Below are 18174 nucleotides of genomic sequence, written 5' to 3'. Positions count from 1 at the left end.
ACCATGGGCCGCCCGCCCATGCTCTGGTCGGCGAAGGCAAACGGCCTTAAGGCGAGCCCCATGCAGCGACTGATCATCATGCGTCACGCCCAGGCCGAGAAGAGCGCGCCCGGCGGCGACATCGACCGCCCCCTGTCCAAGCATGGACGCGCCGACGCCCTGGCCATGGGGAAGGCCCTGGCCGAACGCGGCCTGCGTCCCGACACGGCCCTGGTCTCCAGCGCCCGGCGCACGCGTCAGACCTGGGATGAGGTCAGCGAGGCCATGGGCGACGTCGAGGTGCATCTGTCGCCCGCCCTCTACAACGCCTCATCGGATGCGCTGCGTCGCGCGGTCGAGGCCGCCGAGGATCAGGCGGGCTGCCTGCTGCTGGTGGCGCACAATCCGGGCGTGCATCAGCTGGCGGTCGAATACCTGATCGAGAGCGCCGCCTCGCCCGGCGTCATGGACAAGATGAGCGGCGGTTTCCCGACCGGGGCGGCGGCCATCTTCACCGTCGATGTCGCGGGACGGCCCACCTATGAAGGCTGGCTGACGCCGCACGACCTGGAAAAATGACCGACCTGCCGACCACCGCCTTCAAGATCCTGAGCCGGGCCGACTGGCGGGCGACCCTGGCCGAGGGCGCCTATGACGGCTCGCCCGTCGATCACGCCGACGGCTACATCCACCTGTCCGCCGCCGACCAGTTGGCCGTGACCGCCGCGAAACACTATGCGGGCCAGAGCGACCTGATGCTGGTCGAGGTCGATCTCGACGCCCTCGGCGAGACCCTGATCTGGGAGCCGTCGCGCGGCGGCGCCCTGTTCCCCCATATCTACGGCCCCCTGCCGGTCGCAGCGACGCGGGGCGCGCGCCCCCTGTCGGTGACGGACGCGGGCGACATGATCCTGAGCGAGCTTCCATGAGCCTGACCGACCTCGGCGCCGTTCTCCTGCGCCAGATGGACCCCGAGACGGCGCACCGCCTGGCCATCCGCGCCCTGCAAATCACGCCCCTGCCCGCGCCGGGCGCCGATGATCCGATCCTGAAGACCCGCATCGCCGGGCTTGAGATGGCCAACCCGGTCGGTCTGGCGGCGGGCCTCGACAAGAACGGCGAGGCCCTGGACGGCCTGTCGCGCCTCGGCTTCGGCGCCGTGGAATGCGGCTCGGTCACGCCGCGCGCGCAACCGGGCAACCCCAAGCCGCGTCTGTTCCGCCTGTCCGAAGACCGGGCCATCATCAACCGCATGGGCTTCAACAACGAGGGGCTGGAGCCCTTCGCCGCGCGTCTGGCCCATCGTCCGAAGCGCACGGCTATCGGCGCCAATCTGGGGGCCAACAAGGACACCGAGGACAAGGCGGCGGACTATGTCGCCGGTCTGAAGCGTCTGGCGGGTCTGGCCGACTATTTCACCATCAACATCTCCTCGCCCAATACGCCGGGCCTGCGCGCCCTGCAGGGGCGCGAGGCGCTGGACGACCTGCTGGGCCGCATCCACGAGGCCCGCCCGACCGACGGCGCGCCGGTCTTCCTGAAGATCGCGCCCGACCTGATCGGCGAAGAGATCGGCATGATCGTCGAAGCGTCGCTGGCGCACGGCATCGACGCCCTGATCGTGTCCAATACGACGCTGGAACGCCCCTCCACGCTGAAGTCCAGCCATGCGGGCGAAGCCGGGGGCCTGTCGGGCGCGCCGCTGAAACCCTTCGCGCAAAAAGCTCTGGAAGCCGCCGCCGAGGCCGCCGCCGGGCGTCTGCCCCTGATCGCGGTGGGCGGCATCGAGAGCGGCGCGGACGCCTATGCCCGCATCCGCGCGGGCGCCAGTGCGGTGCAGATCTATTCCGCCCTCATCTATGACGGCCCCGGCCTGGTCGGCGCGATCAAGCGCGACCTGGCCGCCCGCCTGCGCGCCGAGGGCTTTGCCCATATTTCCGAAGCCGTCGGCCGTTGACGGAGCATTAGGGCAAGCCGCTGCATCATCGGTCCGATAGGCGAATTCGCCTGCTCGGAAAGTCGCATGACGCAGATCGCCGCCGACGCCCAAGCCATCTGGGCGCCCGCTATCCGGCAACGCCGCAAGGCCATGTTGCAGCGCCTCGTGATGGGCGCCGCCACCGCCCTGGTGTTCAGCCCCATGCTGGGCTGGCGCTTCAGCGCGACCTGGATGGCGATGTACGTCCTGATCCAGTTTCTGGAGGCCGAGGTCTTCGCCCCCGTCGTCGCGGGGCGCGTCCAGGCGCCAGTGGGATGGCGCGGCGTCTATGGCGATCTGGTGCTGATCCTGAACGCGGGCTTCTTTGGCGTCATCGCCATTCCGCTCTGGATCGTCGGCGGGCCGATGGGCGGCATCGCCAGCGCCGTGCTCTTGTCTGCGGGGATGATCAACTCGGTGATCATGTCGGCCGGCTCCATGCGGATCTTCGCCTGCACCGTCCTGCCCCAGTTGGCGATCTTCGCCCTGACGCCGCTGTTCATGGCCCAGATGGGCGCCCCGCCCCATGTCGTCACCGCCGTGGCCGTCGGCATCCTGTCCTACACCGTCTTCTGCCTGAACACGCGGCGGACCCTGTTCCGCGCCAATCGCGCGGAGACCGCCGCTCGCCTCGAGGCCGATCGCAAGCACAAGGAAATCGAGACGGCCATGGCCAGCCGCAGCGCCTTCCTGGCCGCTGTCGCTCATGACCTGCGCACCCCGATCAGCGCCATCCTGACCGGCGCCGAAGAACTGGATCGCGGCGCCAAGTCCGGCGCGGCGCGTCCGCAGGTGGCCCTGATCACCGACGCCGGTCTGATGATGAAGGAACTGCTCGACGACCTGCTGGATCACGCCCGGCTGGACGCCGGACGGATGAGCATCGAGAGCCGCGACTTCGACCTGCGCAACCTGCTGTCCCAGACCGCCCGCCTGTGGGCTGGCCCGGCCCGCGCCAAGGGGCTGCGCCTGCGGCTGGAGGGCGCCCGCACCCTGCCCCAGATGGTGCGCGGCGACGCCATGCGCCTGCGTCAGGTGCTGAACAACCTGATCTCCAACGCCATGAAGTTCACCGACGACGGGGCCATCACCCTGCGCCTGAACGCCTGGCCGGACGAGGACGGCGCCCATGTCCTGCTGATCGACATCGAGGACACCGGCGCCGGCATGACGCCCGAGCAGCTCGCTCGCCTGTTCACGCCCTTCGACCAGACGACCGAGGGGGTCGCCGCCCGCTTCGGCGGATCAGGCCTGGGCCTGGCCATCAGTCGCGACCTGATCGAGTTGATGGGCGGGCGCCTGACGGTGCGCAGCACGCCGGGCCAGGGATCGGTCTTCACCCTGTCGGTCATCCTGCCGCGCGGCGCCGAGGGCGAGGCCTCGCCTCCCGGTCTGGCGCCCGAGGCCCGCGCCCCGATCACCCGCGCCCTGAGCCGGCCCGTCATGACCGCGCCCAGACCTGAGCCCAAGCCCGCGCCAGAGCCTGCGCCAGCGCCCGAGATGGCGGCGACGATGGAGGTCGAGCTGTCCGAGGGCGAACCCGCCGAGTCGCCGCTGCGCGTTCTGGTCGTCGACGACCACGCCATCAACCGCCGCGCCATCCAGTTGATCCTGCAATCCCTCGACTGCGAAATCGCCATGGCCGAGGACGGCCTGGCGGCGTTGGAGGCCTGTGAGCGGGCCCAGTTCGACGTCGTCTTCATGGATGTGCGGATGCCGGAGCTGGATGGGCGCGAGACCACGCGCCGCCTGCGCGCCGGGGGCGGGCTGAACGCCGCCGTTCCGGTCATCGCCGTCACCGCCGACACCGCGCCCGAGGACATCGCCGCCTGCACCGCCGCCGGAATGAACTATTTCGTGTCCAAGCCCCTGACGCCTGGATCGCTGCTCGGCGCCCTGTCCCAGGTGCTGGAGGAAGCGGCGGCGGCGGCCGAGGCGGCGGAGAGCGCAGCGGCCTGACCGCGAACCTGCGCGACCAGTTCCTCGGCGAAGCCCGACTGACGCAACTGGCACTCCCATGCCGTCAGCACCCGCCAGCCCCCGGCGGTCAGCTCCGCCGCGACCCGCGCATCGCGAGCGCGGTTGCGGTCGATCTTGGCGATCCAGTAGTCGGCGTTGGCCTGGGGCTTTCGCGCCCCGCGCGGGCAGTCGTGGCCGTGCCAGAAACAGCCGTGGACGAAGACCGCAACCTTGCGCCCCTTCATCACCACGTCGGGCCGTCCGGGCAGGCCGCAGCCGCCCAGACGGTAGCCGATCCCGGCGGCGCGCAGCATCCGCCGGACCTTCCATTCGGGCGCGGTGTCGCGCCCCTTCACCCGGCGCATGACTGCGCTGCGTTTTTCCGGGGTGAAGACGTCTGTCATGGATCAGCCCATGACAGACAGGATCAGAGCTGGGCCAGCAAGTGCTCGGCCGAGGATACCTTGAACTCGCCGCCCTGCTCGATGTTCAGCTGATCGACCACGCCGTCCTTGACCAGCATCGAGTAGCGCTGCGAGCGCTCGCCCATGCCGAAGCCCTTGGCGTCCAGCGCCAGGCCGACCGCGCGGGTGAAGTCGCCGTTGCCGTCGGCCAGCATGACCACGTCGTCCGTGCCGTTCAGGTCATTGGCCTGGGCCCAGGCGCCCATGACGAAGGCGTCGTTGACCGACAGGCAGGCGACGGTGTCCACGCCCTTGGCGACCAGGTCGGCGCGGTTGTCGACATAGCCCGGCAGGTGGCGCGCCGAGCAGGTCGGGGTGAAGGCGCCGGGGACGGCGAACAGAGCCACGGTCTTGCCCGCGAACAGCTCGCTGGTCGTGACCGGCTTGGGGCCGTCAGCGGTCATGGTGGTCAGGGTCGCGTCGGGAATACGGTCGCCGATCTGGATGGTCATGCAGGGTCTCCGGGCTGAAAGGCCCGGGGAATCCGGGCGGCGTTCGAATTGTCAGATAGAGACGGGAAGAAGGATCGCCAAGCGCCCTTCGTTCCCTCGCGCCTTGCGTCGCGACGCTCGCCGCCCGATGATAGGAAAATGACCGCCTTCTCCTCCCTGACCGGGCGTCTTCTGGTGGCGATGCCGGGCATAGACGACGACCGTTTCCGCCACGCTGTCATCCTGGTCTGCGCCCACGACGACGAGCACGCCATGGGCCTGCGGCTGGACCAGCCGGCGCCCGGCGTCACCCTGTCCGAGGTGCTGAAGAAGCTGGATACGCCCGTCTCGGAGGCCATGTCTGATCGGGCGGTGCTGATCGGCGGGCCGGTCGAGCGCGAGCGCGGTTTCGTCCTGCATACCGATGACTGGACCAATGGCGACGTCACGCTGAGCTTCGGCGACGGCCTGGCTCTGACCGGCACCCGCGACGCCCTGACCGCCATGAGCGACGCCGAGCACGGTCCGGCCCAGTCGATCCTGCTGCTGGGCTACGCCGGCTGGGGCGAGGGGCAGCTGGAGGAAGAACTCGGCGAAAACGTCTGGCTGACGGCCGACGCCGATCCCGCGCTGATCTTCGACGCCGACTACACGACCAAGTGGGCGCGCGCCCTGGCCGGCCTCGGCGTCGACGCCGCCCGCCTCTCGGCCCAGAGCGGACGGGCGTAATCCCCCCTCTCCTGGTGGGAGAGGGCTTGAGCGCACGAGAGCGTCAGCGAGCGTTCTTGCGCGAAAGGGTGAGGGTCGTCGGCAACCGTCGGCGCAAGCCGCCGCACCACGGCTCTCGCCTACTTGAAGGGTAGCCCCTCACCCTTTCGCCTAACCAATCGCTTCGCTCTTGGAGGCTCAAGCCCTCTCCCGCCGGGAGAGGGAAGGCGGACACCTACGCCGACCGCGCCTTGATCGGCGCCGATCCGTCGGCCAGCGACTCGTTCAGATAGACCTCGGCCTCCTGGGCCGGCAGGGCGGGCGCATAGCCGAAGCCCTGGCCGTAGTGGCAGCTCGCCTCCAGCAACAGACCCGCCAGTTCGGCGTTCTCGACCCCCTCGGCCACGACTTCCAGCGACAGGTCGCGGCCCAGGTTGACGACCGACTTGACGATCTTGGCCGAGCCCTCGTCCTTGTTCATCGTCAGAACGAAGTAGCGGTCGATCTTCAGCGTGTCGAAAGGCAGGCGCGCCAGATAGGACAGGGACGAGAAGCCGGTGCCGAAGTCGTCCAGCGCCAGGCTGGCCCCCGCCTCGCGCAGCTTCGTCAGCACCTCGGCGGCGTGCGCGGTGTCGCGCATGATGTCGCCCTCGGTGACTTCCAGCTTCAGCGCGCCGCGCGGCAGGCCGGTCTCCTGGATGATGCGGGCCACGTCCTCGACCAGATGGTCGCGCTCGATCTCGCCGACCGACAGGTTAACGCTGCAGAACAGCTTGCCCGCGCCGGGGTGGCGATGCAGCCACTCGGCCAGCTGACGCGCCGCCTGGGTCATCATCAGCAGACCCAGCTCGTTCATCAGGCCCATTTCGTCGGCCAGGGTCAAAAAGTCGTCGGGCGGCACCAGGCCGCGCTGAGGGTGACGCCAGCGGACCAGGGCCTCAAACCCGGCCACGGCCCCGGTCTTCAGGTTGACGATGGGCTGGTAGAAGGGCTCGATCTCGCCGCGCACGAAGGCGTTGCGCAGGTCCGATTCCAGCGCCAGCCGCGACAGGCTGTCGGTTTCCAGCGCCCGACCATAGGCCGCCGCCCCGCCGCGCCCCGCCGTCTTGGCCTGTTCCACCGCCAACTCGACCCGGCGCAACAGCTCGGCGGGGTCGGGCGCGTCCGGTCCGCCCTCGGCGGCGACAGCGCCGATGGAGACGGTCGGATAGATGTCGAAGCCCGCCACGCGCAGCGGCTGTTCCAGCGCCTCGCGCACGCGTTCGCTGGCGCTGGTGGCGCTGCGTCGGGTCAGGACGGCGAACTCGTCCTCGCCGATTCGGGCGGGCGAGCAGTCCTTGGAAAAGGCCCCGGCCAAGCGCGAGCCGAGGGCCGACAGCACCAGATCGGCGCGCTCATGGCCCAAGGCCTCGTTCAGGCGGCGCAGACGATCGACGTCGGCCACCACCAGTTCATAATCCCCTGGCTGGGCCAGGGTCTCGGCCACGCGGACCAGGAAGGTGCGGCGATCCAACAGGCCGGTCAGGGTGTCGCGATCAGCCCCGGCGAACTTGGTCTCCAGCGCCACGACGCCCGCCGCACGCAGCCCGTCCTCCAGCCAGACGCCGCGCCACAGGCAGGTCTCGCAGCCGCGCATCCGCAAACGCACGGCGATCTCGGTCCCCTCGGCTTGGGGCTTGAGCAGGCGGTCGGCCAGGGCGCGGTCCTGAGGCATGGCCAGGGCGGCGAAAGCGGCGCCCGAACACTCCGGCGCCAGCGGCCCGAGGCCCAGCGCGCGGGTCGCCCCGGTAAAGCGGATCTGGTCGTCGGCGGGGGTCCAGATCCACAGGGCGGCGTCGGCGGCGGCCAGCGCCTCGATCGCCGTCGTCGGGTCCCAGGCCAGCGCTCTGGATCGTGTGTTCAAAGCGTTTCCTGGGTGTAAGAACTGGACGCTGCCGGGTCCGGGACGAACTCGTCCCTGATGACGCCGAACAGCAGATGATCTGCCCATGCGCCGTTAATTTTCAAATAAGCTTTGGCCAGTCCCTCGTGGCGAAAGCCCGCCTTTTCCAGCACCCGCCGCGAGGCGTGGTTGGTCGGCACGCAGGCCGCCTCGATGCGGTGCAGCTTCAGCGCCCCGAAGGCGAAGTCCAGCATGGCGCGCGCCGACGCCGTGCCCACGCCCTGCCCGGCATAGGGCTGACCGATCCAGTAGCCCAGCGTCCCGGTCTCGGCCACGCCGCGCCGGATGTTGGACAGGGTGATGGCCCCCATCAGCCGCTCTTCGTCGGGATCAAAGATGAACAGGGGCCAGGCCGTGCCCAGCTCCATCTCGCGGGCATAGACGCCGAGGCGCCGTCGAAAGGCCGCGCGGGTCAGGTCGTCCTCGGCCCAGGCCGGCTCCCACGGCTGCAGATAGTCGCGCGATCCGCCGCGCAACTCGGCCCATTCGGCGTGATCGGACGGGCGCGGCGGACGCAGCAAGACCCCCTGTCCGCGCAGGACGGGTCCGGTCGCCTCGGCCATCCAGTCGAACAGGGCCATGCGGGCAGATTACCGAGATGCGCCGCCGACGCCAGCCACGACTTAGCGGTTGGCCAGACGCGCGGTGAAGGCCGCGCCTGCGGGCGCCGCCGCCTTGGGACCCAGAACCGCCGTGGCCGAGCGCCCGGCTTCGACCATGGACCGGCCCACGGCCCGCAGGTCGTCGCTGGTCTGGGCCAGGATGCGGGCGGCGCTGTCTTCCGACGAGACCGGCGCGCCGAAGATCAAGGTCTGGGCGGCGTTGCGGCCCGCGCGGCTGGCGGGGCTTTCGTCGGCCATCCACAGGGTCGCGTTCAGCACGGCCTTGGCGCGCGAAAGCTCGGCGTCGGTCGGCCCCTTCTCGGCCAGGTCCAACAGTTCGGCGGCGCTGACCTCGGCCAGTTCCACCGCCCGGTCGGCGGCGGCCCCGGCGTAGACGCCCAGCAGCCCGGCGTCCTCATAGGCTTCCTGATAGGCGTCGATGGCGTAGGCCAGGCCCCGGTCCTCGCGCGCGCTCTGGAACAGGCGCGAGGCCATGCCGCCGCCGAGGATTTCGGTGAACAGACGCAGGGCCGGAAGGCGCGGGTCCAGCACCCCCATGGTCGGCAACTGGAAGACCAGATTGGCCTGTTCGATCTTGCGCGTCAGCTTGGCCTCGCCGCCGACGAAGACGGCGGAAGCGAGCGGGGCCAGCGGCGTCGCCGCCTCCTGCCCGAACCAGCGCTCGGCCAGGGCCAGCAGTTCGTTCTCGTCCACCGCGCCGGACACGGCGACGACCATGCGGTCGGGGGAATAGAGCCGGGCGCGCCAGTCGGCCACGGCGGCGCGGTCGGCGGCCTTCAGGCTGTCGACGGTGCCCAGAATGGGCCGACCCAGGGCCTGACCGGCATAGGCGCGCGTCTGGGCCATTTCGAAGACGTGGTCGTCGGGGGTGTCGAAGGCCTCGGCGATCTCCTGGGCCACGACGTCCTTCTCGCGGACGATCTCAGCAGGATCTAGCGTGGGCCGGAACACCAGGTCGGAAACGATCTGCATGGCCAGAGGCAGGGAGCCGTGCAGGGCGCGGATCTCGAAGCTGGTGCGCTCATAGCCGGTGGCCGCATTGATCGAGCCGCCTTCGGCCTCGATCCGCTCGACGATGTCGCGCGCGCCCATGTCGCCCGCGCCCTTGAACACCAGATGCTCCAGCAGGTGCGACCAGCCGGAGCGGGCCTCGTCCTCCATCCGCGCCCCGCCGCGCACCGCGACGGTCAAGGCGAAGGTCCGCAGACCGGGCATGGGGTCGCAGACGACGCGGACGCCGTTGGACAGGGTGTGAAGGCGAGCAGTCAGGATTCTGTGTCCTTGCGGGTCATGCGGCGGCGCAACAGCACCCCGTAGAAGGCGATCAGGGCGAGGGCGAGACCGAACCAGGTCAGGGCGTATCCCAGGTGGTTGTTCGTGAAGGCGGCGGGCGGCGCCGAGGGCCTCAGTGCGGCCCAGTCGGGATTGGTCGAGGTCGTGGCGAAGACGGTGAAGGGCGAGATCGGCCCCTCGACCTTCAAGGCGCGGGCCATGGCCTCGGCGTCACGGCCGTAGAAGCGGCCCTCGGCGGGCGGCGGCGTCAGGGCGCTGGGGGCCGGGGCGCGGCGCAGGACGCCGGTGATGACGACCGGCATGGTGTCGTCGGCGTTCACCGTGGGTCGGGCCGAGACGTCGGCGGAGACGAAGCCGCGATCGACCAGGACGGGAGCGTCCTCAGTTCCTTCAGGGCGGCAGGCCGAAACCAGACGAACACCCGCGTCGCTGTTCTCGATGGACTGCAGTTCGACATAGGGCGCCGCCGACAGACCGCGGCAGGTCAGGATCACACGGCGGAACTCGGGATTCTCAAGCTTCAGCGCCTCGGCCAGCGGCAGGGGCGGCTGGCCCGCAGCGGCCTCGGCCCCGTCCATCAGGCCTTCCTTCCACTGCATCCGCTGCACCTGCCAGACGCCGAGCGCCAGCAGGACGCCCAACAGGGCGACGGCGAGGATAGTCAGAACGATGGGGAAACGGGGGCGGGCGGCAGTCGTCATTTCGGGTCTCGGGTTCTCAGCATCTGCAAGGCGGTCATCAGCCCCTTGCCTGGCCGCATCAGGCCCAGAGCCAGGGCGGCGACCAGCGGCAGCCAGACGATCAGATGCAGCCAGATAGGGGGATGCCAGGCGATCTCGACCGCCAGGGCCGAGAAGCCGACGACGAAGCCGGCGATCTGCATGATGAAGGTGGCGGCGCCGTCGCCGGTCTCGACCGAGGCGAGGTCATAGCCGCAGGTTTCGCAGACGGGGCGGACCTTGAGGAAACCCTGGAACAGACGTCCCTGCCCGCAGTTCGGACAGCGCCCCCTGAGACCGGCGCGAACGGCCTGCCCGCCAAGCAAATCGGCGCGGGACTGTTCGTCCCGCGCCGTTTGAAGTGCAGAGGCTGGCTCGCTCAGCTTCACCCGAAGGTGACGTAGACGAAGGCGAACAGGAACAGCCAGACCACGTCCACGAAGTGCCAGTACCAGGCGGCGGCTTCGAAACCGAAGTGCTTCTGGGGGCTCATCTGACCCATCTGCAGACGCAGCAGGCAGACGGCCAGGAAGATGGTGCCGATCAGGACGTGGAAGCCGTGGAAGCCCGTGGTCAGGAAAAATACCGAACCATACAGACCCGACTGGGCGGCGGCTTCGTTGAAGAAGTAACCCTCGTGCAGGATGTGCTGGTACTCGTAGGCCTGAACGCCGGTGAAGATCACGCCCAGCAGGACGGTGATCAGCAGACCCGTCTTGGCGGCCTTGCGGTCGCCGACTTGCAGCGCGTGGTGCGCCCAGGTCACGGTCGTGCCCGACAGCAGCAGGATGACGGTGTTCAGCAGCGGCAGGCCCCAGGGGTCCAGCAGCTCGACGCCCTTGGGCGGCCAGGTCTTCCAGGCGGCGGCCGTATCCATCCAGTTGCCGACTTCCGGCGTCAGGGCGCGCGATTCATTGAAGATCGCCATGTCGAAGAACATCCAGAAGAAGGCGACGAAGAACATCACCTCCGAGGCGATGAACAGGATCATGCCGTAGCGCAGGCCGATCGAGACGACCGGGGTGTGATCGCCCTTCTGGCTTTCCTTGATGACGTCCGACCACCAGCCGTACATAGCGAACAGCACGCCGGCCAGACCGGCGAAGAACAGCCACTTGGTGCCTTCGGGCTGACCGAACAGGCCCTTCATCCACATGACCGCGCCGACGAACATGACCACGGAGGCCATGGACGAGATCAGCGGCCACGGGCTCGGGTCCACCAGGTGGTAGTCGTGATGCGGTTTAGCGTGCGCGTCGGCCATTCCAGGGGTCTCTGAATTAAGGCGAGAGATCGTTATATCAGGGGCTATAGCGTCCGCTATCCGGCTTTGCCAGTAGCGGATTGGCCGGAAGCGGCCTGGGCGAAGCCTTTGGTCGGGAAGAAGGTGTAGCTGAGGGTGATTTCCCGCACGCCCTTGGACTCCGCGTCCGTCGCCATCTCGGGCGCGACGAAGTACTGGACGGGGAATTCCTTGGTCTCGCCCGGGCCTATTTCCTGCCCCTCGAAGCAGAAGCACTGCAGCTTCTGGAAATAGGGACCGGCGCGTTCCGGCACGACATTATAGGCCGCCGTGGCGTGGATCGGCTGGTCCGAGGTGTTGGTCACCTTGAAATAGGCCATGCCCGTCTCGCCGATTCGCACCCGCTGGCTGACCTGCTCGGCCTTGAAGTCCATCGGCAGGTTGCGGACGTTGGTGTCGAAACGGATCAGGACGCTCTGGTCCAGGATCTCGGTCGGCGCCGCCTCGGCCTTCTTCACCGTGCCGTCAAAGCCGGTCACCTGACAGAAGAGGCGATACAGCGGCACGGCGGCGAAGGCCGCGCCGGTCATGCCCATGACCACGGCCGCGCAGATCAGCGCGACGAGGTTCTTGCGGTCCTTCACGGCGTCGGCTCCGAGACCGGCGCCTCCGGGGCCGCCACAGCGGCGGGCAGAGCGGAATCAGCGCGCTCGACCGTGGCCAGCGCCGCCGCCTCGGCCGCCTTGCGGGCCTCGGTGTTGCGCTGAAGGTTCGTCACCGTGACGACGAAGACCAGGACGATGAAGCCGACCAGGCCCAGGGCGATCGCCACGTTGCGGCGCTTGCGCGCGCGCACCTGTTCGTCGGTCAGTTTGATGAAGTTAGGACGGGTCACGCGGTCAGGCTCCCAGGCCCGGCAGCTGCTCGACCAGCAAGGCCGAGAACAGCGCCATCAGATACAGGATGGAGAAGGCGAACAGGTTCCGGGCCGGTTTGGCCTCGGCGCGGACGTCGTACAATGCGGCCTCTCGCCCCACCGCCTCGGCCTTGTCCGGCTGGTCGCCCGCACGCGAGCGCCACAGGCGAAACGCCAAGGTCAGGAAGAAGAGGCCGCCCGCGACCGACACCGCCAGATAGACGACGCCGCCGAGACCCAGGAAGGCCGGGGCTATGGCCACGGGCACGAAGATCAGGGTGTAGATCAGGATCTGCAGACGCGTCGACTTGGCCCCGCGCGCCACCGGCATCATCGGGATGCCCGCCTTGGCGTAGTCCCCAGCCGAATAGAGGGCCAGAGCCCAGGAGTGCGGCGGGGTCCACAGGAAGATGATGAGGAACAGCAGCCAGGCCTGCCACGGCGCGTCGCCCGTCACGGCCGCCCAGCCGATGACCGGCGGGAAGGCGCCCGCGGCGCCGCCGATGACGATGTTCTGGGGCGTCCGGCGCTTGAGCAACAGGGTGTAGAAGCCGGCGTAGTAGACGATGGTCAGGGCCAGCAGGCCGCCGGCCAGCCAGTTGGTGGTCATGCCCAGCAGCATGACCGAGAAGATCGACAGGACGACGCCAAAGGCCATGGCGTCGTTCTTGCGGATGCGGCCCGCCGCGACCGGGCGTCCGCGCGTCCGGCGCATCAGGGCGTCGGTTTCGCCTTCCAGCGCCATGTTCAGGGCGCCGGCGGCCCCTGCCCCCACGGCGATGCAGAGCACGGCGATAGCGGCCAGCAACAGGTTGGGGTGCCCCGGCGCCACGACCAGTCCGGTCACGGCGGTGAAGACCACCAGTGACATGACGCGCGGCTTCAGCAGCTGGAAGTAGTCTTCCGGCTGGGCGGTGGTGACGAGCGGAGCTTGGCGGTCGGTCATGGTCATAAAAAGCCAAAGGCCGCCCTTCCGGTAGCGAAAGGGCGGCCTCTCTAGGGTTATCCGGGTCGGATCAGTGGTTGTCCGCCTTGACCACCGGCAGTTCGTTGAACTGGTGGTGCGGCGGGGGCGACGACAGGGTCCACTCCAGGGTGGTGGCGCCTTCGCCCCACGGATTGGCCTCGCCCTTGCGGCGACGGATCGCGGCTTCAGCCAGCATCACCAGGAAGACGAGGACGCCGACGATGGTGATCAGATAGCCGAACGACGAAACCTGGTTCCAGTAGGTGTAGGCTTCCGGGTAGTCGATGTAGCGACGCGGCATGCCCTGCAGACCCAGGAAGTGCTGCGGGAAGAAGACGAGGTTCACGCCGACGAACATGATCCAGAAGTGGGTCGCGCCGAGGAACTCGTTGTACTTCACGCCGAACATCTTCTCGAACCAGTAGTAGAAACCGGCGAAGATCGAGAAGACGGCGCCCAGCGACAGCACGTAGTGGAAGTGGGCCACGACGTAGTAGGTGTCGTGCAGGCTGTAGTCGATGCCGGCGTTCGACAGGACCACGCCGGTCACGCCGCCGAGGGTGAACAGGAAGATGAAGCCCATCGCCCACAGCATGGGCGTCTTGAAGGTGATGGAGCCGCCCCACATGGTGGCGATCCAGCTGAAGATCTTCACGCCCGTCGGCACGGCGATGATCATCGTCGCGGCCACGAAGTAGGCGCGCAGGTTGATGCTCATGCCCACGGTGTACATGTGGTGGGCCCACACGATGAAGCCGATGAAGCCGATGGCGACCATGGCGTAGGCCATGGCGAGGTAGCCGAAGATCGGCTTCTTCGAGAAGGTCGAGACGATGTGCGAGATGATGCCGAAGCCCGGCAGGATCATGATGTAGACTTCGGGGTGGCCGAAGAACCAGAACAGGTGCTGGTACATCACCGGGTCGCCGCCGCCGGCCGGATCGAAGAAGCTGGTGCCGAAGTTACGGTCCGTCAGCAGCATGGTGATGGCGCCCGCCAGAACCGGCAGCGACAGCAGCAGCAGGAAGGCCGTGATCAGGATGCCCCAGGCGAACAGCGGCATGCGGTGCAGGGTCATGCCCGGCGCGCGCATGTTGAAGATGGTGGTGATGAAGTTGATCGCGCCCAGGATCGACGAGGCGCCGGCGACGTGCAGCGAGAAGATCGCCAGGTCGAACGACGGACCCGTGTGGCCCATGGTGGAGAGCGGCGGATAGGCGGTCCATCCGCCGCCGAAGCCCATGCCCGGTCCGCCGTCGACGAACATCGAGATGACCAGCAGGATGAAGGCGGCGACCAGCAGCCAGAACGAGATGTTGTTCAGGCGCGGGAAGGCCATGTCCGGCGCGCCGATCATGATCGGCGTGAAGTAGTTGGCGAAGCCGCCCATCGTCGCCGGCATGACGACGAAGAAGACCATGATCAGGGCGTGGGCCGTGACCGTGACGTTATAGCCGTGCTTGGAGGCTTCCACGATCCCCAGCTGCTGGATGATCGTGCCTTCCTTGAACAGCTGGATGCCCGGCTCAGCCAGCTCCCAGCGGATCAGGCCCGACAGGGCGCCGCCCACCAGGCCGGTGAAGATGGCGAACATCAGGTACAGCATCCCGATGTCTTTGTGGTTCGTCGACAGGAACCAGCGGGTGAAGAAACCCGGCTTGTGATCGTGATGATCGTCGTGCGTTGCGGCAGCGGTGGCCATGATCGTGGGCTCTCGCGTCTCTGTTACTGGGCGGCCGGCGCGACGGGCGCGGCAGCGGCTGCGGGGGCCGCGGGAGCGGCGGCGGCGGTCGGGGCGGCGGCGTCGGCGGCCGGAGCAGCAGCGGCGACGGGCGCGGCGGCGGCTGCCGCAGCGGCTTCGTCAGCCTTCTTCGTCATGGACCCGCCCTTGGAGGCGACCCAGGCGGCGAATTCAGCCTCGGTGACGACGTTGATCTGCATCGGCATGAAGGCGTGGTCGACGCCGCACAGCTCGGAGCACTGGCCGTAGTAGATGCCGGTCTTCTCGGCGTTGAACCAGGTCTCGTTGACGCGGCCGGGGACGGCGTCGGTCTTCAGACCGAAGGCCGGCAGGCCGACGGAGTGGATGACGTCCGAGGCGGTGACGAGCAGGCGAACGGTCTTGCCGACCGGCACGACCATCGGCTCGTCGGCGGCCAGGCGGTAGAGGTGGGCCGGCGCCTTGTCCTCGGGGGTCATGTTCGAGATGTACTCGGCCACGCCTTGATCGGGGTACTCATAGGCCCAGTTCCACTGGTTGCCCGTGACCTTCACCGTCAGGTCGGGGTCGGGCATGTCGTGGTAGGCGAACAGCAGGCGGAACGAGAACAGCGAGATGCCGACCAGGATCAGCACGGGCACCACGGTCCAGATGACCTCGATGACCGTGTTGTGGCTCCATTTGGCCGGAACCGGGTTCGCGCGCTTGTTGTAGCGGATGGCGATCCAGATCAGCAGGGCCAGCACCAGCAGGGTGATGATCGTGATGACCGGCATCAACACCACATCGTGGAAGAAGATCGCTTCGTGCTTCAGCGGCGCGGCGGCGGGCTGCAGGCCGATGCCGCCCGGGGTCGGTTGTCCCATCAGATCCTGCGCCCGCGCCGGCGCGGCGACGAAGGCGGCAAGAGCGGTCGCGGCGACACCGCCTCCGATCCGCGCCATGGCTCGCGTGCCCATCCCCATTCGAGTCCTCATAAACCGTTTCGCAGCCGATACTTGCGAGCAATTCGCAAACACCCCCGGGCCCTGGACGGACCTCGGCGTTTCAGGGCCGGTCCTTATCGGCTCGGGTAGCGCTTGCCAAGCGATCAAGACGCGCAAGTGACGGCATGAGGCAAAAGTTCGGCGGATTAATTCGCTGTCATGTACCGACAGCTACCTTGCACCACACGATACCTTGCGATACCCATTCGTCATCACCGAAGGGAACGCCATGCCCGACTCCATCGACATCCAACTGAAGAAAGGCGTGCTGGGATTGTGCGTGCTGGCCCTGCTGGCCCGCGACGACAGCTACGCCTACGAGATCGCCAGCCGCCTGTCCGACGCCATCGGCATGGGGGAAGGCACCATCTATCCGCTGATGCGCCGCATGCAGACGGACGGCCTGGTCGAGACCTATCTGGTCGAGTCCACCAGCGGCCCGTCACGCAAATACTATCGGCTGACCACCGCCGGGCGCGCCGCCCTGGAAGGCCAGACCGCCGAATGGCGGGCCTTCGCCCAGGCCGTCGACGCCCTGGTGGCCAACACCGCGCCGCACAGCGACGCCATTGCGGCGGGCGCGCCGGTCGAACCCGCCGCCCTTGCCGCTCCGGCCGCCCTGGCCGACCCATCCGCAGACGCTCAACGGGGAGCTGAACAATGAACCGCGCCGAATTCCTGGCCCGCCTGCAACGCGGCCTGGTCGGGCTGCCGACCACGACGGCGAACGAAATCGTCGCCGACTACGAAAGCCACTTCGCCGACGGGCTCGCCGCCGGTCGCACCGAGGCCCAGGTCGCCGAGGCCCTGGGCGATCCCGACCGTCTGGCCCGCGAGCTGAAGGCCGAGGCCAGCGCCAAACGCTGGGGACAGGAGCAGACCGCCTCCTCCGCCGCCGGGGCCATCTTCGGCATCCTGGGCCTGGGCGCCATCGACATCCTGATCCTGCTGCCCATCGCCCTGCCGGTGTTCGGCACGGTGTTGTCGCTGCTGATCGCCGGGGTTGCGGTCTTCGTGGCCGGCGGCGCCGTCCTGGTGGTCGGCCCCTTCATCGGCGTGCCGGGCGGCGCCCTGGCGGCGGCCCTGCTGGGCGTCGGCCTGATGGGCCTGGGCCTGTTCATGGGCGGCCTAATGGCCCTGCTGACCAAGTGGCTGATCGACGCCACCGTCTGGTACGCCCGCCTGCACTACCGCGTGGTCAAGCCCGCGCTCGAACCCCAATCGCAAGCCTGAGCCGGTTCTGAGGGAGGAACTGACATGATCCGCAATCTACTCATCATCTCCGGCGCCGGCCTGATCCTGGCCATCGTCGGCATCGGCGGCGCCTTCGCCGTCGGGGGCCGCGACCTGGCCCGCCACGACTGGACCTGGGTGGTCACCGACGATGACGCCGGCGACGACAGCTTCAAGATCGAGCGCGGCGCCGTCTCGCCCGACACCACCCGCACCCTCGCCTGGACCGGCGACCAGCGGCTGGCCATCAACCTGCCCGCCGACATCACCTACGACCAGCAGGCCGACGAGCCCGGCATCACCGTCATCGGCCCCAAGACCGTCGTGGACCGGGTCCGCTTCTCCAACGGCCGCCTGACGATGGACGACGCCCCGCGCGGCGACCGCAGCTACATCCGCTGGACCCGCACGGGCATCCACGGCTGGAGCGAGACCGACGTGTTGAAGGTCATTATCAAGGCCCCCTCGGTGAAGGCCTTCGACCTGTCGGGTCCCACCGAGCTGAACATCCGCGGCTACGACCAGCCCGCGCTGGACCTGACCCTGACCGGCAGCTCCGAGGTTCGCGCCCAGGGCAAGACCGAGGCCGTAACCCTGGATATCTCCGGCTCCGGCAACGCCGAACTGGAAGAGCTGTTCGTCACCGACGCCAAACTGCGCGTCAGCGGCAGCGGCGACGCCGAGGTCGGTCCTACGGGCAAGGCCGAGGTCGACGTCTCGGGCAGCGGCTCGGTGCGTCTGACCCGCCGCCCGGCCCAGCTGCGCCAGGACATCAGCGGCTCGGGCGACGTCACCCAGGACTGATGACCGCCTTCCCTCTCCCGGGGGGAGAGGGATTGAGCGCACGAGAGCGTCAGCGATCGTTCTTGCGCGAAAGGGTGAGGGTTGGACCGATCCGTCGGCGTAAGCCGCCGCATGGACAGTCCGCTACGGCCTTCGGCCGACTTCAACCGGGAACCCTCACCCTTTCGCCTACTCCAATCGCTCCGCTCCTGGAGGCTCAAGCCCTCTCC

20 protein-coding genes and 1 pseudogene are annotated in these 18174 nt (G+C 68.5%); 8 read left to right on the top strand and 13 right to left on the bottom strand.

The annotated features are described in order from the left end of the window. Positions 1-60: 60 nt before the first annotated feature. The 4 genes from HX774_RS08480 to HX774_RS08465 all read left to right on the top strand — a co-directional run bounded on the left by HX774_RS08480 (position 61) and on the right by HX774_RS08465 (position 3916). Complete coding sequence (locus HX774_RS08480; protein WP_178825941.1) at positions 61-558, top strand: histidine phosphatase family protein; 498 nt, start codon at positions 61-63, stop codon at positions 556-558. Then, on the top strand, positions 555-908 hold the full coding sequence (locus HX774_RS08475) for a DUF952 domain-containing protein (protein WP_178825939.1): 354 nt from the start codon (positions 555-557) through the stop codon (positions 906-908). Before HX774_RS08480 ends, HX774_RS08475 begins: the two co-directional genes overlap by 4 nt. Continuing rightward, positions 905-1936, top strand: coding sequence for a quinone-dependent dihydroorotate dehydrogenase (locus tag HX774_RS08470; protein ID WP_178825937.1), 1032 nt, complete (start codon positions 905-907; stop codon positions 1934-1936). Before HX774_RS08475 ends, HX774_RS08470 begins: the two co-directional genes overlap by 4 nt. Before the next feature lie 66 nt (positions 1937-2002). After that, the gene (locus HX774_RS08465) at positions 2003-3916 is read left to right on the top strand and encodes an ATP-binding protein (RefSeq protein ID WP_178825935.1); all 1914 of its coding nucleotides are present in this window, start codon (positions 2003-2005) and stop codon (positions 3914-3916) included. Here the strand turns inward: HX774_RS08465 and HX774_RS08460 are convergent. Both HX774_RS08460 and HX774_RS08455 read right to left on the bottom strand, forming a co-directional pair. Then, positions 3808-4320: a very short patch repair endonuclease gene (locus tag HX774_RS08460; RefSeq protein ID WP_178825933.1), complete on the bottom strand. Its 513-nt coding sequence runs from the start codon at positions 4318-4320 to the stop codon at positions 3808-3810. The two genes, HX774_RS08465 and HX774_RS08460, sit on opposite strands and share 109 nt — an antisense overlap. A 23-nt stretch (positions 4321-4343) precedes the next feature. Continuing rightward, positions 4344-4832, bottom strand: a complete 489-nt coding sequence (locus HX774_RS08455) for a peroxiredoxin (RefSeq protein ID WP_178825931.1) — start codon at positions 4830-4832, stop codon at positions 4344-4346. 138 nt (positions 4833-4970) lie between these two features. Here HX774_RS08455 and HX774_RS08450 point away from each other — a divergent pair, with 138 nt between their 5' ends. Further along, entirely contained in the window at positions 4971-5540 is a 570-nt protein-coding gene (locus HX774_RS08450) for a YqgE/AlgH family protein (RefSeq protein ID WP_178825929.1), read from the top strand. Between the two features lie 214 nt (positions 5541-5754). Here the strand turns inward: HX774_RS08450 and HX774_RS08445 are convergent, their stop codons facing one another. The 11 genes from HX774_RS08445 to coxB all read right to left on the bottom strand — a co-directional run bounded on the left by HX774_RS08445 (position 5755) and on the right by coxB (position 15886). Beyond that, positions 5755-7422 carry a bifunctional diguanylate cyclase/phosphodiesterase gene (locus HX774_RS08445; RefSeq protein ID WP_114815880.1) on the bottom strand — a complete coding sequence of 556 codons (1668 nt, stop codon included), beginning with the start codon at positions 7420-7422 and terminating at the stop codon, positions 5755-5757. Further along, positions 7419-8042 (bottom strand): GNAT family N-acetyltransferase, encoded by a 624-nt coding sequence (locus tag HX774_RS08440; protein WP_178825927.1) that lies wholly within the window; start codon positions 8040-8042, stop codon positions 7419-7421. Before HX774_RS08440 ends, HX774_RS08445 begins: the two co-directional genes overlap by 4 nt. 42 nt (positions 8043-8084) lie before the next feature. Further along, positions 8085-9299 carry a pitrilysin family protein gene (locus HX774_RS08435; protein ID WP_178825925.1) on the bottom strand — a complete coding sequence of 405 codons (1215 nt, stop codon included), beginning with the start codon at positions 9297-9299 and terminating at the stop codon, positions 8085-8087. A 50-nt stretch (positions 9300-9349) separates the two neighbouring features. Then, complete coding sequence (locus HX774_RS08430; protein ID WP_178825922.1) at positions 9350-10078, bottom strand: SURF1 family protein; 729 nt, start codon at positions 10076-10078, stop codon at positions 9350-9352. Then, positions 10075-10422 carry a DUF983 domain-containing protein gene (locus tag HX774_RS08425; protein ID WP_178825943.1) on the bottom strand — a complete coding sequence of 116 codons (348 nt, stop codon included), beginning with the start codon at positions 10420-10422 and terminating at the stop codon, positions 10075-10077. The genes HX774_RS08430 and HX774_RS08425 overlap by 4 nt, the downstream gene beginning before the upstream one ends. A 59-nt stretch (positions 10423-10481) precedes the next feature. After that, complete coding sequence (locus HX774_RS08420) at positions 10482-11360, bottom strand: cytochrome c oxidase subunit 3 (protein WP_178825920.1); 879 nt, start codon at positions 11358-11360, stop codon at positions 10482-10484. A 56-nt stretch (positions 11361-11416) separates the two neighbouring features. Then, positions 11417-11983: a cytochrome c oxidase assembly protein gene (locus tag HX774_RS08415; protein ID WP_281269009.1), complete on the bottom strand. Its 567-nt coding sequence runs from the start codon at positions 11981-11983 to the stop codon at positions 11417-11419. Then, positions 11980-12234, bottom strand: a complete 255-nt coding sequence (locus tag HX774_RS08410; RefSeq protein ID WP_178825918.1) for a hypothetical protein — start codon at positions 12232-12234, stop codon at positions 11980-11982. The genes HX774_RS08415 and HX774_RS08410 overlap by 4 nt, the downstream gene beginning before the upstream one ends. Positions 12235-12238: 4 nt before the next feature. After that, a complete protein-coding gene (locus HX774_RS08405) occupies positions 12239-13207 on the bottom strand; it encodes a heme o synthase (protein ID WP_178825916.1) in 969 nt (322 codons plus the stop codon). A 64-nt stretch (positions 13208-13271) separates the two neighbouring features. Continuing rightward, positions 13272-14924, bottom strand: a complete 1653-nt coding sequence (gene ctaD / locus HX774_RS08400) for a cytochrome c oxidase subunit I (protein WP_178825914.1) — start codon at positions 14922-14924, stop codon at positions 13272-13274. A 23-nt stretch (positions 14925-14947) separates the two neighbouring features. Then, positions 14948-15886, bottom strand: a complete 939-nt coding sequence (gene coxB / locus HX774_RS08395; protein ID WP_255500257.1) for a cytochrome c oxidase subunit II — start codon at positions 15884-15886, stop codon at positions 14948-14950. A 271-nt stretch (positions 15887-16157) separates the two neighbouring features. On the opposite strand from coxB, the pseudogene HX774_RS08390 reads away from it, so the two are divergent. The 3 genes and pseudogenes from HX774_RS08390 to HX774_RS08380 form a co-directional block, all read left to right on the top strand. Then, positions 16158-16481, top strand: a pseudogene (locus HX774_RS08390) (PadR family transcriptional regulator); the annotation flags it as partial. 107 nt (positions 16482-16588) lie between these two features. Next, complete coding sequence (locus HX774_RS08385) at positions 16589-17161, top strand: DUF1700 domain-containing protein (protein WP_178825910.1); 573 nt, start codon at positions 16589-16591, stop codon at positions 17159-17161. 24 nt (positions 17162-17185) lie between these two features. Beyond that, positions 17186-17965 (top strand): GIN domain-containing protein, encoded by a 780-nt coding sequence (locus HX774_RS08380; protein ID WP_178825908.1) that lies wholly within the window; start codon positions 17186-17188, stop codon positions 17963-17965. Positions 17966-18174: the final 209 nt, after the last annotated feature.

The organism is Brevundimonas sp. P7753, from assembly GCF_013386595.1.
Lineage (GTDB): Bacteria > Pseudomonadota > Alphaproteobacteria > Caulobacterales > Caulobacteraceae > Brevundimonas > Brevundimonas bullata.
The sequence above is the reverse complement of the archived record's forward strand: the minus strand, read 5'-3'. Positions and strand labels throughout refer to the sequence as shown.

Bases quoted from the DNA above. Each gene is read 5' to 3' on its own strand.
- HX774_RS08380 (WP_178825908.1), top strand. From the start codon at position 17,186: ATGATCCGCAATCTACTCATCATCTCCGGCGCCGGCCTGATCCTGGCC.
- HX774_RS08470 (WP_178825937.1), top strand. From the start codon at position 905: ATGAGCCTGACCGACCTCGGCGCCGTTCTCCTGCGCCAGATGGACCCC.
- HX774_RS08385 (WP_178825910.1), top strand. From the start codon at position 16,589: ATGAACCGCGCCGAATTCCTGGCCCGCCTGCAACGCGGCCTGGTCGGG.
- HX774_RS08405 (WP_178825916.1), bottom strand. From the start codon at position 13,207: ATGACCATGACCGACCGCCAAGCTCCGCTCGTCACCACCGCCCAGCCG.
- HX774_RS08420 (WP_178825920.1), bottom strand. From the start codon at position 11,360: ATGGCCGACGCGCACGCTAAACCGCATCACGACTACCACCTGGTGGAC.
- HX774_RS08480 (WP_178825941.1), top strand. From the start codon at position 61: ATGCAGCGACTGATCATCATGCGTCACGCCCAGGCCGAGAAGAGCGCG.
- HX774_RS08455 (WP_178825931.1), bottom strand. From the start codon at position 4,832: ATGACCATCCAGATCGGCGACCGTATTCCCGACGCGACCCTGACCACC.
- HX774_RS08450 (WP_178825929.1), top strand. From the start codon at position 4,971: ATGACCGCCTTCTCCTCCCTGACCGGGCGTCTTCTGGTGGCGATGCCG.
- HX774_RS08435 (WP_178825925.1), bottom strand. From the start codon at position 9,299: ATGCCCGGTCTGCGGACCTTCGCCTTGACCGTCGCGGTGCGCGGCGGG.
- HX774_RS08475 (WP_178825939.1), top strand. From the start codon at position 555: ATGACCGACCTGCCGACCACCGCCTTCAAGATCCTGAGCCGGGCCGAC.
- HX774_RS08460 (WP_178825933.1), bottom strand. From the start codon at position 4,320: ATGACAGACGTCTTCACCCCGGAAAAACGCAGCGCAGTCATGCGCCGG.
- HX774_RS08465 (WP_178825935.1), top strand. From the start codon at position 2,003: ATGACGCAGATCGCCGCCGACGCCCAAGCCATCTGGGCGCCCGCTATC.
- ctaD (WP_178825914.1), bottom strand. From the start codon at position 14,924: ATGGCCACCGCTGCCGCAACGCACGACGATCATCACGATCACAAGCCG.
- HX774_RS08430 (WP_178825922.1), bottom strand. From the start codon at position 10,078: ATGACGACTGCCGCCCGCCCCCGTTTCCCCATCGTTCTGACTATCCTC.
- coxB (WP_255500257.1), bottom strand. From the start codon at position 15,886: ATGGCGCGGATCGGAGGCGGTGTCGCCGCGACCGCTCTTGCCGCCTTC.
- HX774_RS08440 (WP_178825927.1), bottom strand. From the start codon at position 8,042: ATGGCCCTGTTCGACTGGATGGCCGAGGCGACCGGACCCGTCCTGCGC.